Source organism: Leptobacterium flavescens (assembly GCF_010671605.1).
Lineage (GTDB): Bacteria > Bacteroidota > Bacteroidia > Flavobacteriales > Flavobacteriaceae > Leptobacterium > Leptobacterium flavescens.
This window is the reverse complement of the sequence record NZ_JAABOO010000004.1, coordinates 217,223-234,052: the sequence shown is the minus strand read 5'-3', so window position 1 is coordinate 234,052 and position 16,830 is coordinate 217,223. Positions and strand designations below refer to the sequence as shown.

General features: G+C 41.4%; 20 protein-coding genes. 4 read left to right on the top strand and 16 right to left on the bottom strand.

Features of this window, described 5'->3' with window-relative positions:
• On the bottom strand, positions 1 to 1,779 hold the full coding sequence (argS, locus tag GWK08_RS17390; RefSeq protein ID WP_163608523.1) for an arginine--tRNA ligase: 1,779 nt from the start codon (positions 1,777 to 1,779) through the stop codon (positions 1 to 3).
• A 58-nt stretch (positions 1,780 to 1,837) separates the two neighbouring features.
• Here argS and GWK08_RS17385 point away from each other — a divergent pair, with 58 nt between their 5' ends.
• The 3 genes from GWK08_RS17385 (at position 1,838) to GWK08_RS17375 (ending at position 4,251) form a co-directional block, all read left to right on the top strand.
• Complete coding sequence (locus GWK08_RS17385; protein ID WP_262887822.1) at positions 1,838 to 2,254, top strand: bleomycin resistance protein; 417 nt, start codon at positions 1,838 to 1,840, stop codon at positions 2,252 to 2,254.
• A 2-nt stretch (positions 2,255 to 2,256) separates the two neighbouring features.
• On the top strand, positions 2,257 to 2,685 hold the full coding sequence (locus tag GWK08_RS17380) for a hypothetical protein (protein WP_163608521.1): 429 nt from the start codon (positions 2,257 to 2,259) through the stop codon (positions 2,683 to 2,685).
• A gap of 72 nt (positions 2,686 to 2,757) precedes the next feature.
• Complete coding sequence (locus GWK08_RS17375; protein ID WP_163608520.1) at positions 2,758 to 4,251, top strand: BCCT family transporter; 1,494 nt, start codon at positions 2,758 to 2,760, stop codon at positions 4,249 to 4,251.
• Here the strand turns inward: GWK08_RS17375 and GWK08_RS17370 are convergent.
• From GWK08_RS17370 to ctlX, 15 genes are all read right to left on the bottom strand, one after another.
• Entirely contained in the window at positions 4,248 to 4,457 is a 210-nt protein-coding gene (locus tag GWK08_RS17370) for an alkylphosphonate utilization protein (RefSeq protein ID WP_163608519.1), read from the bottom strand. The genes GWK08_RS17375 and GWK08_RS17370 overlap by 4 nt on opposite strands.
• Before the next feature lie 31 nt (positions 4,458 to 4,488).
• A complete protein-coding gene (locus tag GWK08_RS17365) occupies positions 4,489 to 4,977 on the bottom strand; it encodes a GNAT family N-acetyltransferase (protein ID WP_163608518.1) in 489 nt (162 codons plus the stop codon).
• A 66-nt stretch (positions 4,978 to 5,043) separates the two neighbouring features.
• Positions 5,044 to 5,625 carry a DUF1287 domain-containing protein gene (locus GWK08_RS17360; protein WP_163608517.1) on the bottom strand — a complete coding sequence of 194 codons (582 nt, stop codon included), beginning with the start codon at positions 5,623 to 5,625 and terminating at the stop codon, positions 5,044 to 5,046.
• Positions 5,626 to 5,655: 30 nt separating this feature from the next.
• Complete coding sequence (locus tag GWK08_RS17355) at positions 5,656 to 6,360, bottom strand: hypothetical protein (protein ID WP_163608516.1); 705 nt, start codon at positions 6,358 to 6,360, stop codon at positions 5,656 to 5,658.
• A 46-nt stretch (positions 6,361 to 6,406) separates the two neighbouring features.
• The gene (locus GWK08_RS17350; RefSeq protein ID WP_163608515.1) at positions 6,407 to 6,829 is read right to left on the bottom strand and encodes a MarR family winged helix-turn-helix transcriptional regulator; all 423 of its coding nucleotides are present in this window, start codon (positions 6,827 to 6,829) and stop codon (positions 6,407 to 6,409) included.
• A gap of 73 nt (positions 6,830 to 6,902) precedes the next feature.
• Positions 6,903 to 7,451, bottom strand: a complete 549-nt coding sequence (locus tag GWK08_RS17345; RefSeq protein ID WP_163608514.1) for a GNAT family N-acetyltransferase — start codon at positions 7,449 to 7,451, stop codon at positions 6,903 to 6,905.
• A 50-nt stretch (positions 7,452 to 7,501) separates the two neighbouring features.
• A complete protein-coding gene (locus tag GWK08_RS17340; RefSeq protein ID WP_163608513.1) occupies positions 7,502 to 8,959 on the bottom strand; it encodes a pyridoxal phosphate-dependent decarboxylase family protein in 1,458 nt (485 codons plus the stop codon).
• Between the two features lie 40 nt (positions 8,960 to 8,999).
• Positions 9,000 to 10,163 (bottom strand): threonine synthase, encoded by a 1,164-nt coding sequence (locus GWK08_RS17335; RefSeq protein WP_163608512.1) that lies wholly within the window; start codon positions 10,161 to 10,163, stop codon positions 9,000 to 9,002.
• Positions 10,164 to 10,335: 172 nt separating this feature from the next.
• Positions 10,336 to 11,043, bottom strand: a complete 708-nt coding sequence (locus GWK08_RS17330; protein WP_163608511.1) for an alpha/beta fold hydrolase — start codon at positions 11,041 to 11,043, stop codon at positions 10,336 to 10,338.
• 125 nt (positions 11,044 to 11,168) lie between these two features.
• A complete protein-coding gene (locus tag GWK08_RS17325; protein WP_163608790.1) occupies positions 11,169 to 12,416 on the bottom strand; it encodes a sulfate adenylyltransferase subunit 1 in 1,248 nt (415 codons plus the stop codon).
• Between the two features lies 1 nt (position 12,417).
• Positions 12,418 to 13,317 (bottom strand): sulfate adenylyltransferase subunit CysD, encoded by a 900-nt coding sequence (gene cysD, locus GWK08_RS17320; RefSeq protein ID WP_163608510.1) that lies wholly within the window; start codon positions 13,315 to 13,317, stop codon positions 12,418 to 12,420.
• Positions 13,318 to 13,326: 9 nt separating this feature from the next.
• Positions 13,327 to 13,959 (bottom strand): phosphoadenosine phosphosulfate reductase domain-containing protein, encoded by a 633-nt coding sequence (locus GWK08_RS17315; protein ID WP_204336092.1) that lies wholly within the window; start codon positions 13,957 to 13,959, stop codon positions 13,327 to 13,329.
• Complete coding sequence (locus GWK08_RS17310) at positions 13,931 to 14,194, bottom strand: DUF2061 domain-containing protein (RefSeq protein WP_163608509.1); 264 nt, start codon at positions 14,192 to 14,194, stop codon at positions 13,931 to 13,933. The genes GWK08_RS17315 and GWK08_RS17310 overlap by 29 nt, the downstream gene beginning before the upstream one ends.
• Before the next feature lie 82 nt (positions 14,195 to 14,276).
• The gene (locus GWK08_RS17305) at positions 14,277 to 14,684 is read right to left on the bottom strand and encodes an RrF2 family transcriptional regulator (protein WP_163608508.1); all 408 of its coding nucleotides are present in this window, start codon (positions 14,682 to 14,684) and stop codon (positions 14,277 to 14,279) included.
• A 4-nt stretch (positions 14,685 to 14,688) separates the two neighbouring features.
• On the bottom strand, positions 14,689 to 15,624 hold the full coding sequence (ctlX, locus tag GWK08_RS17300; RefSeq protein WP_163608788.1) for a citrulline utilization hydrolase CtlX: 936 nt from the start codon (positions 15,622 to 15,624) through the stop codon (positions 14,689 to 14,691).
• Positions 15,625 to 15,717: 93 nt separating this feature from the next.
• On the opposite strand from ctlX, the gene GWK08_RS17295 reads away from it, so the two are divergent.
• On the top strand, positions 15,718 to 16,698 hold the full coding sequence (locus GWK08_RS17295) for a transglutaminase domain-containing protein (RefSeq protein ID WP_163608507.1): 981 nt from the start codon (positions 15,718 to 15,720) through the stop codon (positions 16,696 to 16,698).
• Positions 16,699 to 16,830: the final 132 nt, after the last annotated feature.

Below are 16,830 nucleotides of genomic sequence, written 5' to 3'. Positions count from 1 at the left end.
CTACATTCTCTCGGGAACATCCACTCCCAGTAAACGGAAAGCAGATTGAATAACCTCCCCTACTTTTTTGGACAGTTGTACCCTGAATACTTTTTCGGTTTCATCCTCAGCTCCCAGAATAGAGACATTCTGGTAAAAAGAATTAAACTCCTTTACCAGGTCATAGGTGTAATTTGAGATCAGCGCGGGGCTGTAATTAGCAGCAGCCTGTTGAATGATCTCCGGGAATAACTGCAGTTGTTTTAGCAGTTCTTTTTCCTTTTCATGAACCTTAACCGAAGATATCCTCTGAGAATGATCAAATCCGGCTTTTCTTAGAATAGATTGAATCCTTGCGTAAGTATATTGAATAAACGGCCCTGTATTTCCCTGAAAATCTACAGATTCTTCCGGATTAAAGAGGATACGTTTCCTTGGATCCACCTTAAGGATATAATATTTTAAAGCCCCCAGGCCTATGGTTCTATACAGTGACTGCTTTTCCTCTTCCGAGTAACCTTCAAGTTTCCCAAGTTCTTCCGATATCTCTCCGGCTGTATTCGCCATCTCAACGATCAGGTCGTCTGCATCTACCACAGTCCCTTCACGGCTTTTCATCTTTCCGGACGGAAGATCCACCATTCCGTAGCTAAGGTGATATAGTTGTTTTGCCCAGTCATATCCCAGTTTTTTCAGGATGGTAAACAAAACCTTAAAATGATAATCCTGCTCATTCCCTACGGTATATACCATTCCGTTGATATCGGGATGATCTTTTACCCGCTGAATTGCAGTTCCTATATCCTGTGTCATATAAACCGCAGTCCCGTCTGCCCTGAGAACGATCTTCTCATCCAGGCCTTCGTCACTAAGGTCTATCCATACACTCCCGTCTTCTTTTTTAAAGAATACCCCTTTTTCAAGTCCGTCTGCCACAACATCCTTCCCCAGCAGATAGGTATTACTCTCGTAATAATAAGAGTCGAAATCAACTCCCAGGTTCTTATAAGTTACCTCAAAGCCATTGTATACCCACTGGTTCATCTTTTTCCATAAAGCTACGGTCTCTTCATCTCCGGATTCCCATTTTCTAAGCATTTGCTGAGCTTCCAGTAAGATCGGAGCTTCTTTTTCGGCTTGTTTCTTATCCATTCCTCCGGCAACGAGCTCTTCTATCTCGGCTTTATAGGCCTTGTCGAAAGCCACATAATAGTTCCCGACCAGCTTATCCCCTTTTAAACCTGTAGATTCAGGGGTTTCGCCATTTCCGAACCTTTGCCAGGCCAGCATGGACTTACAGATATGTATTCCCCTGTCATTAATGATCTGGGTTTTGTATACTTTTTTTCCGCTTGCCTTCAGGATCTCAGACACGGAATACCCGAGTAAGTTATTCCGGATATGCCCCAGGTGAAGGGGTTTATTGGTATTGGGAGAAGAATATTCTACCATAACCACATCTGAATCGTCAGATACTTTTACAGACCCGAAATCCGCATCGTCTTTAATGTCATTAAAGAAATTCAAATAAAATTCATCGGCAATCACCAGGTTCAGAAAACCTTTTACCACATTAAAACGCACAACTTCATCAACATGCTCTACCAGGTATTCTCCCAACTGCTGCCCTATTTGCTGCGGGTTTCCTTTAACTACCCTCAACATTGGAAAAAACACAACCGTGATATCTCCTTCAAAATCTTTTCGTGTGGGTTGAAACTCTACAGTTTCCAGAGTGGCATTAAAAATTGACGAAAAAGCTTCCTTTACTTTTGCGCTTAACAAGTGCTGAATATCCATGAATCTCATTTTGAAGCTGCAAAGATACAGATTATCACCAAAGTTTTAGAACCCCTTTATGGCTAAAAAAACGGAAAACACTATTTTAGTGAAAATTAAAACTATCACACTGCCTATGAAACATTTGCAGAGAGGGATCCCCGTACTGGCTTCTCTTAACATAGCGAAGACCGTTGCTTTTTATAAGAACAAGCTGGGATTTGACAAACAGGGATACATGGACGAGAATTATGCGGTGCTCGCGAGAGATAAGGTAGAGATCCATTTCTGGAAATGCGACGATAAGATCCATCCGGAAAATACCAGTTGCTATGTCAGGGTACAGGATATAGATACCTTGTACAAAGAAATGCAGGCTGCAGAGGTTGTACATCCGAGAGGCGCCATTGAGGATAAGCCATATGGAATACGGGAATTTGCCATTGTGGACCTGGACGGGAACCTCATTAAATTCGGGGAATATTTACAACACTAAAGATGCTTTTAAACCTTTCTTATAACGATAAGCAGATCAAAGAAAAAACCGAGGTCGAGGTTGGGAAGGCATTTGGTATAAAAGAGCGTTTTAAGATGGGAGGTATCGGCTCTCCAAAGATCTTTATCACCGACTCCAGTACGGAGATCAATAACCTTCTTATACTGGACAATAATATTAACAGCGGCTCTATTGAATTAAGACCCGGGGGAATTATTCTGAGATTCCGCTCCTTACTGGAAACCTATGGTCTGATCATTCCCTGGTATAAGCTGGTTATTTACAAAAGCAATGCATCCGAATACACCATTTACAGAGACCGGTATTTTGTAAAGATCAAGGGAGGAAGCCGGCTAAATGTATTTATTAAAAAGCTCCTGGAATTAAAAGCGGATAACAGTCCGGCTAATTTTGATGACCCTCAGAAATAGTACGATCCTGATCCCTGAACCGGGCAGATCATTTTGTATTATTGTAACAGGAAGCGTACTAAAAACAGAATTTTGCTAAACAACTTTAAAAAAAATACCCTTTTATACAGTTCGATAGGAGTTTTATTCCTTTTCTCACTTTTTGTTTTCTTTTATACCAGAGGCTTTTATGAGTTTATTGAAAGCTCTTCGGTCTGGGTACGGGAATGGTTCGGAGGCTTTTATCTCTGGTTAGGCCTGTTTTGTGTACTTTTTCTTATTGTAGTTGCCTTTTCTCCCCTGGGGAGGCGCCGGCTGGGAAAGGAAGATGAAAAGCCGGAACATTCGCGCTGGGCATGGATCTCCATGCTTTACAGTGCCGGGATGGGAGCCGGGATCCTGTTACGGGCTGTACAGGAGCCTGTTTATATGCAACAAAACCCTCCGCTTAAAACAGGGGTTTCTCCCGATATCATGGCCCTGGAATATACTTTCTATCAATGGGGATTTACCGCCTGGGCTTTTTACGGACTCTTTGCAATGATCATCGGCTATTATCTCTTTGTACATAACAAAAAGGTACTGGTAAGTGTGAGTATTGAAGATACGATCAGGTTTACTCCGGCCCTTTGGGGAATAGACGTTCTGGCAATTATTACCACTGTTTTTGGTCTTATCGGCGCAGTAGGCCTGGGAACCACACAGATCAATGGCGGATTAAATCACTTACTGGAAGGAGAGTTTGGGGTTACCACTACCGTTCTTCTCACCCTGCTTATCTCCCTCATAGCTTTTGTTTCGGTATGGAAAGGGGTAAACAAGGGTATAAAGGTCATTTCCAAGCTAAACATAAGCGTTACCCTGATATTGCTGGCTTATATTTTTATTCAAAGTGACATTTTACAGATCTTCCGTTCCTTTTTTACAGCCTTGTATCAATATATAATAGATTTTGTTCCTATGAGTATTGCCTACGGAGATTACGACCCGGGGGAAGCATTCCTGACAGACTGGACCTATTATTACTGGGCATTCTGGCTGGCCTGGGCACCTTTTACCGGTATTTTTATTGCGAGGATCTCCAGAGGAAGGACATTAAGGGAAATGCTGCTGGGAGTTATGATCATCCCTTCTCTGGGTACTTTTTTCTGGTTCTCTGTTTTCGGGGAATCGGCCTTTCAGCTTCTTGAACAATGGGGGGCTTATAACAATGAATTCGGGAATGTTTTTAATTCTATTTTTATCTTCTTTCAGAGTTATCCGCTCCAGGCTCTGGTAAACGGAACTACCATTGTTCTGCTGATCAGTTTTCTGGTTACCTCGGTAGATTCGGCTGTATTCGTTCTCAGTATGTTTACCGATAAGGGAAAACAACTTCCGAGTAAACGGCATAGACTTATCTGGTCTGTTTTTATAGCTGTTTTTGCAGTAGCTATTGTTATTCTGGGGAATGCAAAACCGGAGATCAGTGTGCTTACTGCCCTTCAGAAGCTGCTGATCATCACCTCTTTGCCTTTTTCTTTATTTATGGTAGTGATGACCATTATATTCCTTAAGGACTTTTTACGTCCGAGAGTAAATGTTTAGGCCTTCTTTAAAAATTGAGTCTTTAAAACAACGTGACTCTTTCCTACTCTGCATTCCACTTCCTGCGGACTGGAGGTCAGGCGAATATTCTTTATTATATTTCCTCTCTTCAGGGTCTTGGACATCCCCTTAATTTTAAGGTCTTTTACTACATGTACGGAATCTCCGTCGTTCAATATATTCCCGTTACTGTCTTTTACGTCCATAGTGTTTTATTTTTCTGTTAAACTGTGTTATCTATAATTTACGGTATAAAATATGGGCATCAACATAGCCCAGTTCGCGATGCTTAAACCCTTCGGGAATGGTTCCTATAATCCTGAAGCCGAATTTCTCCCAGAGTTTGAGTGCCGCCTTATTGGTACTGACCACAATATTAAACTGCATGGCTTTATAACCTGCACCTGTCGCAAAATCAATCGAATGTTCGCAAAGTGTCTTTCCGATCCCCTGTCCGTGTGCATCCGGATGTACCATATAGCTGCAGTTGGCAATATGGGACCCCAGGCCTATCTGATTAGGTTTGATGACATAAGTACCTAGTATTTCCCCTTCTTTTTCAGCAACAAAAGTTTCCATATAAGGAGCAAACCAGTGCTTTTCCAGTTCTTCCTCTGGGGTATCCGGATCAAATACATACGTATCTCCCGAACGGATGACTTCCCGAAAGATCTCCCAGATCTGATCGTAATCTTTAAAATCTGCTTTTCTGATGTGTATCCCCATCTTTGATCTAAAAGAAGGTAAAAGTATTGTTTTTAAATGAAAGGAGAAGCTTTTTAAACCCCGGCTTTATTTGGAGTAAGAATAATGCCCGATTATCTTATAATCGAAGAGACAATCGGCCAATACCTGTCCCCCGCCAATATTGTGAACGATCAGGTAGCGTTTCCCATCTGAAGATCTTTTGTTGACAACCAGCCCGATATGGGTAAGTCCGCCTCCGAGGCTCCAGCAAACAATATCTCCGGGAAGGTAATCGGATGCTTTCGTGCTAATCGGTTTTACCAGTCCAAAACGCTTAAAAAACACCATCAGATTGGGTACCCTTCTGTGATCTATATTTGTATCCGGCCGGCTAAGGCCCCATATCTTAGGGTATTTATCAAAGTGCTCTTTCATATCTTCATGAACTTCTTTCTGAAGGTCGATCCCCAACTTTCGGTATGCCCGGATCACTACATCGGTACAGACCCCTTTGCCCGCCGGAACATCTCCGTTGGGGTAAGCTATACTAAAATAGGCCGGATCGTAAACCACTTTTTGTCTTGTCAGCTCCAGCCCCGCATCGGATAGTTTTTCGGAAAAAGAATTTTGCGCAGTTCCGAACTGATACAAAAGAACAATAATAAAAAGGGAAATGAATTTCTTCATATCCCTATAACGCAGAAGCCTGCCTTTATTTTATATATTTTTCTTTCGGTTAAGCTGAATAATGGAAAGAAGATGTACAAAAACAGCCAGGGGCATAAAAAACCCTGCCACAAAAATATAAGGGAATTGGGTAAACTCCGGCCCTACCAGCGGAACATCGCTATTCCAGAAGGTCGGAAAAAAGATAGCAGTCATAAAAATAAAGACAATGGTCGCCAGCATGGCCAGCCCCAGGAAATTCCAGGCAATAACGACTTTCCCCCCAAGAAGCTTTCTGTTAAAAGCAAGATAGCCGACCAGCAAAGCTGTAATTGCAAAAACGATCTCAAAATTGTAGCCTTCAAAGGTAGTTTCTACCGGTGTAAACCCTTTTAGGTATGTGCCTAGAAGAAGAAGTTCCACCCATATTCTGAAACTCTGAAAATAAACCGGCCAGGATGCCGGGATAGCCATGAGTAAAAGGTGATTCCTGTTTCTGTATAACACGATCCCGATAAAGAGGAACAGGGGTAAAATAATAAGTAAAGGAAATCTGGGCGGTAATTCAAAATTGTCCAGAATACCACTTTTAGACATCAGAAAAAGATATAAAAACCAGCCTGCCATTCCCGAAAGCACTCTGACAATTTTCACCTTTCTCCTTTTTGTTCCTGTCTTCTTAAGAGCAAAATGGTACACATATAAAATGACACCGATCAGTACGAGTAACAAGAGATAAAAAAATAATTCCAGCATGTTTGTTTATTTAGAAGTTGTATATACAACTTATTGGTTAAATTTTTTAATTTTCCAGTTGATAGAGCAAACTGTCCAACGACTGCAGCCCCTCTTCTTTTAGTTTAGCCTTTGCCTCCTCCATAGCACTATTCCATTTGGGAATGACCAGACGAAGGAATTCTTTTCCTTTCTCTGTTATTTTAAGCTGAGGGAATTCTTCCCTGGAAATAAACTCTTTGTCAAACAACCGCTTCATATTCCTGCTTATGGTCGATTTTTCGAGGTAAAGCATTTCCGAAAGCATAGCCTGGTTAAGATATTCCCTTTTAGATGCGATAAACAGTACGGTTAGCTGGCTATTGGTGATCCCGAACTCCTTTAAATGCTCCCTGAAGATCTGAGAAATGATCCTGTTGCATTTCAGCATTTTCATAGAGATACATTGCCTCGGGTCGCAACTGTCTAAAATATCCGTTTCCTTTTTCATAAGATAAAGGTATGCAATGTGAGTTGTATATACAACCTAAATTATTGATAATTTAATTTCAGGTGACTGGCAATCAGGAATTATCGGTGACCTTTTCCCACTCTTTTTTGTGTATTCTGAAGATATTTACCCGATTCTCATTGTAGATCGTGGTTTTCTCTATTTGCATTCCGTTATTAAGAGCAACTTTTGCCGAACCGGTATTGCTAAGGCTGATAATAGAGATTAAAGAATCTGTGTACTCCATTTTAAAAGCGGTATCCCTGCATTTTCTGGCAGCCTCGGAAGCGAAGCCTCTTTTCCAGAATTCGGGAAGGATAGAGTACCCTATCTCCAATTCGGTTTGCCCATCTACAGATTGTACAAGGAGTCCGCAATAACCTACCAGCTTTCCACTTTTCTTTTCTATAAGGGCATTCATTCCCCCCATATCATTTTTATAACGGAAATCCTGTTTCTTAAACCATTTCTTGCATTCTATTTCGGGAGCTTCCATATCGGCTATCCAATGTTCTGAAGATCTCGGATCCTGGTGAAAAGGAAGCCATTGTTCAAACTGGCTTACATCGACATTCCTGAAGTAAAGCCTTTCCGTTTCCTCGCCGTCAAGCAGGTATTTCATGAGCTAATAATATTGTTCTATAGTCCTGCAAAGTAAAAAAAGAAAAGATACTAATTCCCCTTTTTAGAGAGTTCTTCAGCTATTCCTTCAACCTCATCCATTAGTTTTTGGATATTCTCCACTGCCGTATGTTTATTCATTACCGATAGGCGCAAATACCGCTCTCCATTAACTACTGCCGTGGTGATATAGAAATCCCCTCGCTTTACCAGTTCGTTTCTCAGGGCCAGCTGAAAAGAATTATCCAGCCCGTATTTAGTATATCGGAAACAGAGGATATTGGATTCGGGATAACAGGGACATTCAAAATCGGGATGCGCCTGTATCAGTTCGTAAAAATCCTTTGTTACGTTATAGCGGCCTTCTATGAACTGCTTCATCCCTTCCTCTCCTTCTCCTGCCAGGGCCCAGAAAAGTTTAGTTCCGAGACCGGATTTGGTACACTCTATCGCATTGGAAATAGAATCAATTCCCAACTGTTCTTTTTCAAAGAAAATATAACTTCCCTTTTGGCGGAAGGTATTGTCCAGGTTTTTGTGATCTTTTACCAGTACTGCAGCGCACAGAGCAGAAGTCTGCAACATTTTATGCGCATCCCAGGTCAGGGAATCTGCAAGTTCCACGCCTTTTAACAGATGTTTTTCCTTCGGAGATAGCAAAGCTACCGCTCCGTGAGCCCCATCTACATGATACCAAAGGTCGTTTTCTCTGCAAAACTGCCCAACCTCCTCAATAGGATCGTAAAGGCCCGTAGAAGTAGCACATCCGTTAGCAATGACAGCCATTACCCTTTTTCCCTCTTCTTTCAGTCGGTTATAAACCGGATAAAGGTTATCGGGATCCAGAACTTCCTGTTCGTTTACCTTGATCGGCACCATTGCCTTAGATCCCATTCCCATAATGGAAATAGCTCTGGAAATAGAATAATGAGAAACCTCCGGTCCCATAACCACAAGGTCATTGGAAGTTCCGTCGGTCCAGGCATCCGGGTCTGCTTTGGCCCGTGCGGCAAGCATGGCTGTTAGGTTGGCCATAGACCCTCCATGGGTAAGGATCCCTCCTCCTCCGGTTTTTCTGGGATCGGTCTCGCTTAACTTTTCAGCTCCGAACCAACCTACTTTTTCCAGCATCCAGTTAATCACTACTTTTTCCATCACTGCTGCTGCAGGCCCCATTTCATAAATGGCCATCGGGTTGTTAACTACTCCGTGGATCATATCGGATATACTCGAAGCCACATGAGGAGCAGCCGCCTGATGTCCTATAAACTGAGGGTGATGTAAATGCTGGGTATTATCGAGGTATTTACTTAGTAATTCATCAATATTTCCGGCCGAAAGGGTTCCGTTACGTATAAATTTCTCCAACTCAAGATTATCGGCAACTTCTGCCGGAGGTCGCTGGATCAGAACTTTAGTATTTCCCGACTGGCTTTGGGAGAGAAAGTCGCTTAACCGTTCAAGGACGATCCCTGCCATTTCTTTTAATTCATTGGCTGTGCTATCCATTTATCTTTTGCAGCTTAAACCGTAAAGGTAAATCAATAATTTAATATAGGTTCTCCACATATTTATAGGCCGATCCGGTATTGATCAGCACTACGGATTCATCTTCCTTGATCCAGTTTTCCGATCTCAGTTTCTTATAGCCCATCCATACGGCGGCACCTTCCGGAGAAAGGAATACCCCCTCCTGGGTTGCAAATTCACTAAGTCCCTCCTTCATTTCTTCATCAGTAATGGATACTGCGGTTCCCTTACTTTCGTAAAGGGTCTTCATGATAAGTTTATCTCCGAAAGCCTTTGGAACCCTTAATCCGTTGGCTATAGTTTTTGCCGGGTTCTGATATTTGGGCGTATGGTCCATGCCTTTTTGGAATGCCTGTACCACAGGATCACAGCCACTTCCCTGTACCGCTACCATACGGGTAGGGATCTTATCTATCCATCCCATGTCCTTCATTTCTTGAAATGCTTTCCAGATCCCAATTAATCCGGTACCTCCTCCTGTCGGATATACGACCACATCGGGGAGTTCCCATCTGAGTTGTTCTGCAATTTCATAGCCCATAGTTTTCTTCCCTTCCAATCTGAAAGGTTCTTTCAGGGTAGTCACATCAAACCAGGAACCGTCATTCTCTTTTTGCATCAAAGCTGCGGCATCTGAAATATCGCCGTCTACCTTGGTTACCTTGGCTCCCATGATCTCACAATCCATCTGAAACACATGAGGGGTTTTTTCGGGCATAAAGATATGCGCTTCCATTCCTGCCTTCGCACAATATGCACTCAGTGCACTTCCTGCATTTCCGGCCGTGGGGATACACATAGCGGTTACTCCCAGTTCTTTGGCCTTACTAAGTGCCATACTGATACCCCTGGCTTTAAAGGAACCGGTAGGGTTGGCAGATTCGTCTTTAAGCAATAAACGGCCCTGCCCTACTTTTCCACCTAGCTTACTGAGTTTTAACATGGGAGTAAAACCTTCTCCCAAACAGATCCTGTTCTCTTCCTTTTCTACGGGTAATACTTCCTTATACCTCCACATATTGGCAGGCCGGTCTTTCAGACTTTCCTTCGACCAGAAATTATCAAGTTTGTATTTGGCCACTAAAGGCTGATGGTCATCAGGACAAAAGGTATGCCTGCTGTCTTTATCGTATACGGTCCCACATTCGTGACACTCCAGATGGGTATAATAGTTCTTCGACATTTTTTCTGTTTTGTGGCTGCAATTTTAGGCCTATAAAAATACTCAACTAAGTTCAGATAATGTCGATAATTACACCTTATCATTGCTTATATCACCTCTTTAACACATTTTATTTAAAAGATGTTGTATATATCATAAAAAGAAGGTGGCTGTCTTATTAGATCCGGACAGATTAGCTTAACCAATTCAGTATCAACCTCCCCAGTTCCTGCGGTTGTTCCAGGGGGATCATATGCCCTGAGTTCTTTACAAAGGACAGATCGGAATCAGGAAGTGCAGCGTGTATACTGTTCAGATCCTCTGTTTTGATGACATTGTCCTCTTCCCCTCCGATAAGCAACAAAGGGAATTTTATTTCGCTTAGCCGATCGATGAGTGAAGTGCGGTATGATGTGGCCGTAAGCTGGTTGATAAGGACTTCCTTTCCAAGATCCCTGTCCATTGCCTTGATCGTTCCGACGATCTCCTTATTAGAAACATGCCGGGATCCTAAAAACTCTTCTATTCTTTTTTGGGATATCCCCAGGTAACTATGCTCTTCCAGAAATGAGATATAATCCTTCCTTAATTTGAGTTCCCTCGGGCTTAAACCTTCTGCCGAGGAAGCTATTAATACAAGGCTTTCTATATTTCCCGGATATTGAAGGGCGTAGTTCATGGCCGAATAGGCTCCGAGTGAAAAGCCTATCAGCAATGCCTTTTCCTCTTTTGTTTCCTTGTGTATCCGGTCATTTATTTCATCAAAATCCCTGCAATCGTGTATTTCTATATGATGAGGGTCCAGATGATCTGAAAGGGCTTCCCACGTCTTTGTCCATAATCTTTCATCACACATGGTCCCGGACAGAAAGTACGCTTTCCTTCTTTGAGTACTGTTCATTAATTTATTTCTTTTTAAGCAGAGCAAATATACCATTTAAAAAGCCCTGACAATATTTTGTCAGGGCTTCCCTCTTTCTCATAACAATCCTTGGTTATTGTCATAACTTCTCCAGAGAGAAGATTTTAAGAACCCACAAAACCTACGGCACATGTATTGTTTGTCTGTGGGTCTATAAGTATAAATGTTCCATTTGCCTTATTTTCCCTGTAATTATCCAGGAAAACAGCTTGTGCAAGGCGGAGTTCCACCTTAGCTATATCGTTTAATTCCAGTTTTGAACTCTCCAGTTTCAATTCAGGGTTTTCCGGCGGGGTCAGGTAATGGATCTGTTGTAATTTAACCTGATTTTGCCTGCTTCCGGCCTGAATTATATATCGTCCTCCCAGATGCGCTGCATCTTCATTAAGCCACACCAGGGTTGCATCCAGACTTTTAGATGCTTCCGGTTGTTCTTCCGGTTTTACCAGTAGTGATCCGCGACTTGCATCTACCTCATCATTAAGGCTGATGATCACCGAGTCTCCTGCATGAGCTTCTTCCAGAACATTCTCATACTGACGTATTTCTTTTACGGTAGAGCTTTTTCCCGACGGAAGTACGGTAAGCGTATCGCCTATTTTGATGTTTCCGCTGGAGATCCTTCCTGAAAAACCCCTGAAATCGGTAAATTCCTCATTCTGAACGTGCAATACCTGTTGTACATCCATTCTGAAAGCTCTGTCTCCCTTATTCGAAGGAGAGATACTGTGAAGGATATCATTCAGGGTAGCTCCCTGATACCAGGGTGTATTTTCTGATGTGTTTACCACATTATCACCCTTTAATGAGCTGATAGGAATGATCTCAATATTCGGTTTACTGAACTCATAAGAGTCTACCATCTTCTTAACATCGGCTGCAATTTGCAGGAAAGTATCTTCGCTGTAATCAACCAGGTCCATTTTGTTAATACAAAACACCACTGTACCCAGTCTCAGCAACTGACTTATAAAATAATGTCTGTAACTCTGTTCCAGCAGTCCTTTTCTCGCATCTATCAGAATAATGGAAACCTCCGCATTGGAAGCTCCTGTAACCATGTTTCTTGTATATTCAACATGACCCGGGCTATCCGCTATGATAAACTTTCTGCTTCGCGTAGAAAAATATATATGAGCCACATCAATAGTGATTCCTTGTTCTCTCTCTGCGATGAGTCCGTCTGTAATTACAGAAAAATCGAGATCTTTCAATCCCTTTTCTGCTGTTTTCTTTTCTATTAATTGCTCCTGTTCTTTGGTTAGGGCATTGGTATCGTATAACAACCTTCCTATCAGTGTACTTTTTCCGTCATCAACACTTCCGGCTGTACTTATCCTCAATAAATCCATCTTAAAAATATCCTCCTTTTTTACGTTGTTCCAAAGCAGATTCACTCCTTTGATCATCTATTCTGGCTCCTCTTTCCGAATGTTTGGACGCCTTATTCTCATTTAATACTTTTTCTACAGTATCGGCATCAGAAATAAGTGCGGCGGTACAGGTCATATCACCCACAGTTCTGAAACGCACTACATCTTCTACGATCTCATCGGTATCAACAATATTCAGGTAATCTGAATACGCCAGGAAAGAACCATCTCTTTTTACCAGTTTTCGCTGATGTGCAAAATAAATACTCGGTAATTTCAGGTTCTCCTGAAGGATATAGGTCCATACATCTTCTTCCGTCCAGTTACTGATCGGAAACGCACGGACATTCTCTCCGAAGTTTATTTTTCCATTTAATATCTGAAAGAGTTCCGGGCGCTGCTTTTTAGCATCCCACTGACCGAAATCATCTCTTACCGAAAAGATACGCTCTTTGGCCCTGCTCTTCTCTTCATCCCTTCTTGCTCCACCGAGACAAGCGTCAAATCCGAACTCTTCAATAGCATCCAATAAGGTTACCGTCTGCAAGGAATTTCTACTTGCGTATTTTCCGGTTTCTTCCTTTACCTTATTCTGGTCTATGGAATCCTGAACATAACGAACTATAAGATCCACTCCCAGTTCGGCAATAAGTTCATCCCGGAAATCTATGGTTTCCTGAAAATTATGCCCGGTGTCTATATGCATAAACGTAAATGGGATCTTAGCCGGGTAAAAAGCCTTTTTGGCCAAATGTGCCAGCGTTATGGAGTCTTTTCCTCCTGAAAACAGCAACACCGGTTTATCAAACTGTGCCGCCACTTCCCTCATAATAAATATGCTCTCGTTCTCTAATGTTTGAATATGATTTTTTGTTGACATTCTTTGTTCTTATTTTTTAGATTCCGTTGCCAGGTGCAATCCGCATTCTCTGTTTTCCAATACTTTTGTCGGGTCGAAATATTTAAATTCATTCTCCAACCCATAAGCTTTCAAATAATCGTCCAGGGCTTCATCGGTCCAGTGAAAAAACGGGCTCACTTTTAAAATGCCGTCACTGCCTTTGGAAACAATATCCAGGGAATCCCTGAAAGCTGTTTGCCCTTTTCTAAGGTTGGTAAACCACACGTCAGGCTTGTGCTCTTCCATAGCCCTTCTGAATGGTTCCAGTTTTACCTGCTCCGTAAACACAGCATGTTCGGGAGCGTCGATATCCGGGATCCCCATTACCACATCTCTGTGTGATGCCGTTTGCCTGGGAACGTAAAGGTGAACATTTAAGTTCAGCTCTTTGATCAGATATTCGGCATGTCTGTAGGTGTCAGGAGTATTGTAACCCGTATCGCACCATATTACCGGAATATCTTTTTTCAGGTTAACGCAGGCATGAAGGATATTTACCTCATAAGGACGAAAATTGGTAGTGACTAAAGGTTTCTTAGCCACGCCCAATGCCCACTCGATGATCTCTTCCGGAGATTTATCCCTTAGTGTATTATTTATCTTTTGAATATTCAGCTTCATTTGTCTTTGTAATTTTTGTCCACGCTCTCTCATGCAAATAATAAAGCAACATCTTCGATACGACTTCTATACTTCCTATACCAAAGGCCACCTTCAAATCCCCTGTTAATACGTATGAGATTAACATGGTATCTAAGGTTCCGATAATTCTCCAGGATATTGCTTTAAGGATAGAAACTTTATGACTGTCAGGTTTGGTTTTTAACTTTTCAGACCTAAATAAATCTATAATCATAGTGGACTTTTTTTACTTCTGGGATCAAATATACTATAAGTCTATCGAATAAGTAGAATATTTAAGAAAAAATTTTAATTTTTTAGATTAGGTCCAATAAAGTCTTGTTTTCATACACCTCTAAAGTATTGTCTCTAACCTCAATCATAATGCTGTGCAGGCTGCATTCTTCCTCGCTTTTACAGTCGTCACATTTCTCATAATAATTCAGGCTGACACATGGAAGCATAGCGATAGGTCCTTCCAGAATACGGTATACGGAAGCGATAGAAACCTTCTCCGGATCCTTGATCAGATAGTAGCCTCCTCCTTTTCCCATCTTGGAGGCCAGGAAACCATTCTTTTTTAGTTGAAGCAGAATAGCTTCTAAAAACTTTTTGGAAATATTTTCTTCCGTTGCGATCTCAGAAATAAGGACAGGCTGGTTTTTGCCTTTTTTTGCCAGGTAAGTAAGTGCTTTTAATCCGTATTTTGTTCGCTTCGAAAGCATGGTGTTATTGTTTAGGTAAAAAAACTTCCGCCATCATACATCTTGCACTTCCCCCTCCGCAGGTTTCTATAAGCTCCAAAGAACTGTGGATCAGATCTCCATGTTTCTCCAGAGCACTGCGCTGATCTTCGGTCAGGCAATTGTATGCAGCAGAACTAAGGGCAATATACTTCTTATTATTATTATTTACAACCTGCAGCATATTTCCGGCAAAACTTGTCACTTGTTCTTCACTGATGGTAATAATCTCTTTCCCAGATCCTTTTAAATGGTTTATTACATTTTTGCGTTCTTTTTTATCGTCGATGCTATCCAGGCAGATAACGGCAAAAGCTTCTCCGAGGCACATCATTACATTGGTGTGGTAAATAGGTAATCGCTTGCCGTTTACACTTTGCATGGCCTCAAAAATTACCGGGGTAAATTCGAAATCCTCACAAAATTCTATAAAGATATCTTCATCTGCCCTGGGTGATAAGGCGCAATAGGCTATTCTGTTTACCCTATCCAGAATAAGGCTCCCCGTACCTTCCAGAAAAACTCCTTCTTCCTCGGCAGAAGAATAATCCATTACATCATTTATCTCAAAGCCCTTTTCTTCTATGATATCCAGGATATCCTCCCGTCTTTCCCATCTTCGGTTCTCGGCAAACATCGGGTATAAAGCAACTGTTCCGTTTTGATGAAAAGAGATCCAGTTATTCGGAAAATGTGCATCCGGAGTATCGACAGAAGCCTCCCCGTCTACTACGATCACATTAATTCCCGCCTCCTTCAGTTTTCCCGAAAAAGAATCGAATTCGGCACGGGCACGGGCCAATAATGTTTCCGGTAAAACATTTTCCGGCGATCTCTGATAATAGTTATTACCAGCTGTCTGTTCATTTGCCCTGAAGCTTGCCGGGCGCACCATTAAAATAGTATCTGTAATCTGGTTCATCTCCTGAAATGATATCTGCTTATTTAAAATATTCCTCAAAATTATATAAATTTATAAAGCAGACTTATGTATTTTTTTCTAAAAATTGTTTTTATGAACTGGAGAATTCTTTTGTTTTTATTCGTATTCAACTTTACTTATTCACAGAATTTTGGCCTGGTAGATAAAAAGGTAAAAAGCTACCCGGAATTTGAAGATGTTTTAAATGATCTCAGCATCAGGATCAAGAATGATTTTCTATCCGATGAGGAAAGGGTAAGGGCTATTTTTACCTGGATTGCTACCAATATTAAATACGATGTGGAGAAGGTCGGCCCCTTTGTCCCGAAGATGGAGTGGATCGTTTATAGCTCCAAATCCAATTATATATGGGAACGAAACAGAAGAGATCTCCGGAAGGTTAAAAAAGCACTGAAATATGGCAAAGGTACCTGCACGGAGTATTCTTTGATATTCCGTGAACTATGCCGGAAAATGGAGATCCCTGTAAATGTAATTAAAGGATATACCAAAACAGGTATCAAGGATATAGGAGATAAAGATCGTTACTACAAAGACCACGCATGGAATGTCGTTCAGATCAGAGGCGAATGGAAGATCGTAGATGTAACCTGGGCGGCAGGTTATTTTGATATAGAAACGAACAAATTTATATCGGCTTTTGATGATTTCTATTTTTTTACCGATCCCGACGAGTTCATTACAAGCCACTTTCCTATACAGGAAAAATGGCAATTGAACAGTAAAAAGGTCACTAAAGCCAGTTTCTTTGCCACGCCGATCTTCTTTCCCGACTATTACAAGAACAACTTTAAACTCTCTGTTTCGGATATCGGGGTCCTTAAAACCGGGGCCGATAGTAAAAAGATCATCATTTCTTTCGATTCCCTTCCCAAAGACAAAAAGATATATTATGTCTTTGCCGGGGACAAATACGTGAATCACTCCCGGATCAACAGGACCAGTGACAATAAGTTTCAGTTAAGTATAAAGTATAACGAGCACAGGAATTCCCATCTTATTTTATTTTCCGAAAAAGATCCTATTCTGGGTTTTAAGATAAAGCCCGAATAATCACTTTTAAGAATATTATTCTCCCCTGCTCCTTCTCTTTCAGGATGATAGAAAACATGGAGGCAGGGGATTTTTTTATAAAAAAGTGTACATAATATTTTGATACATCAAATTATGATGTATATTTGTACT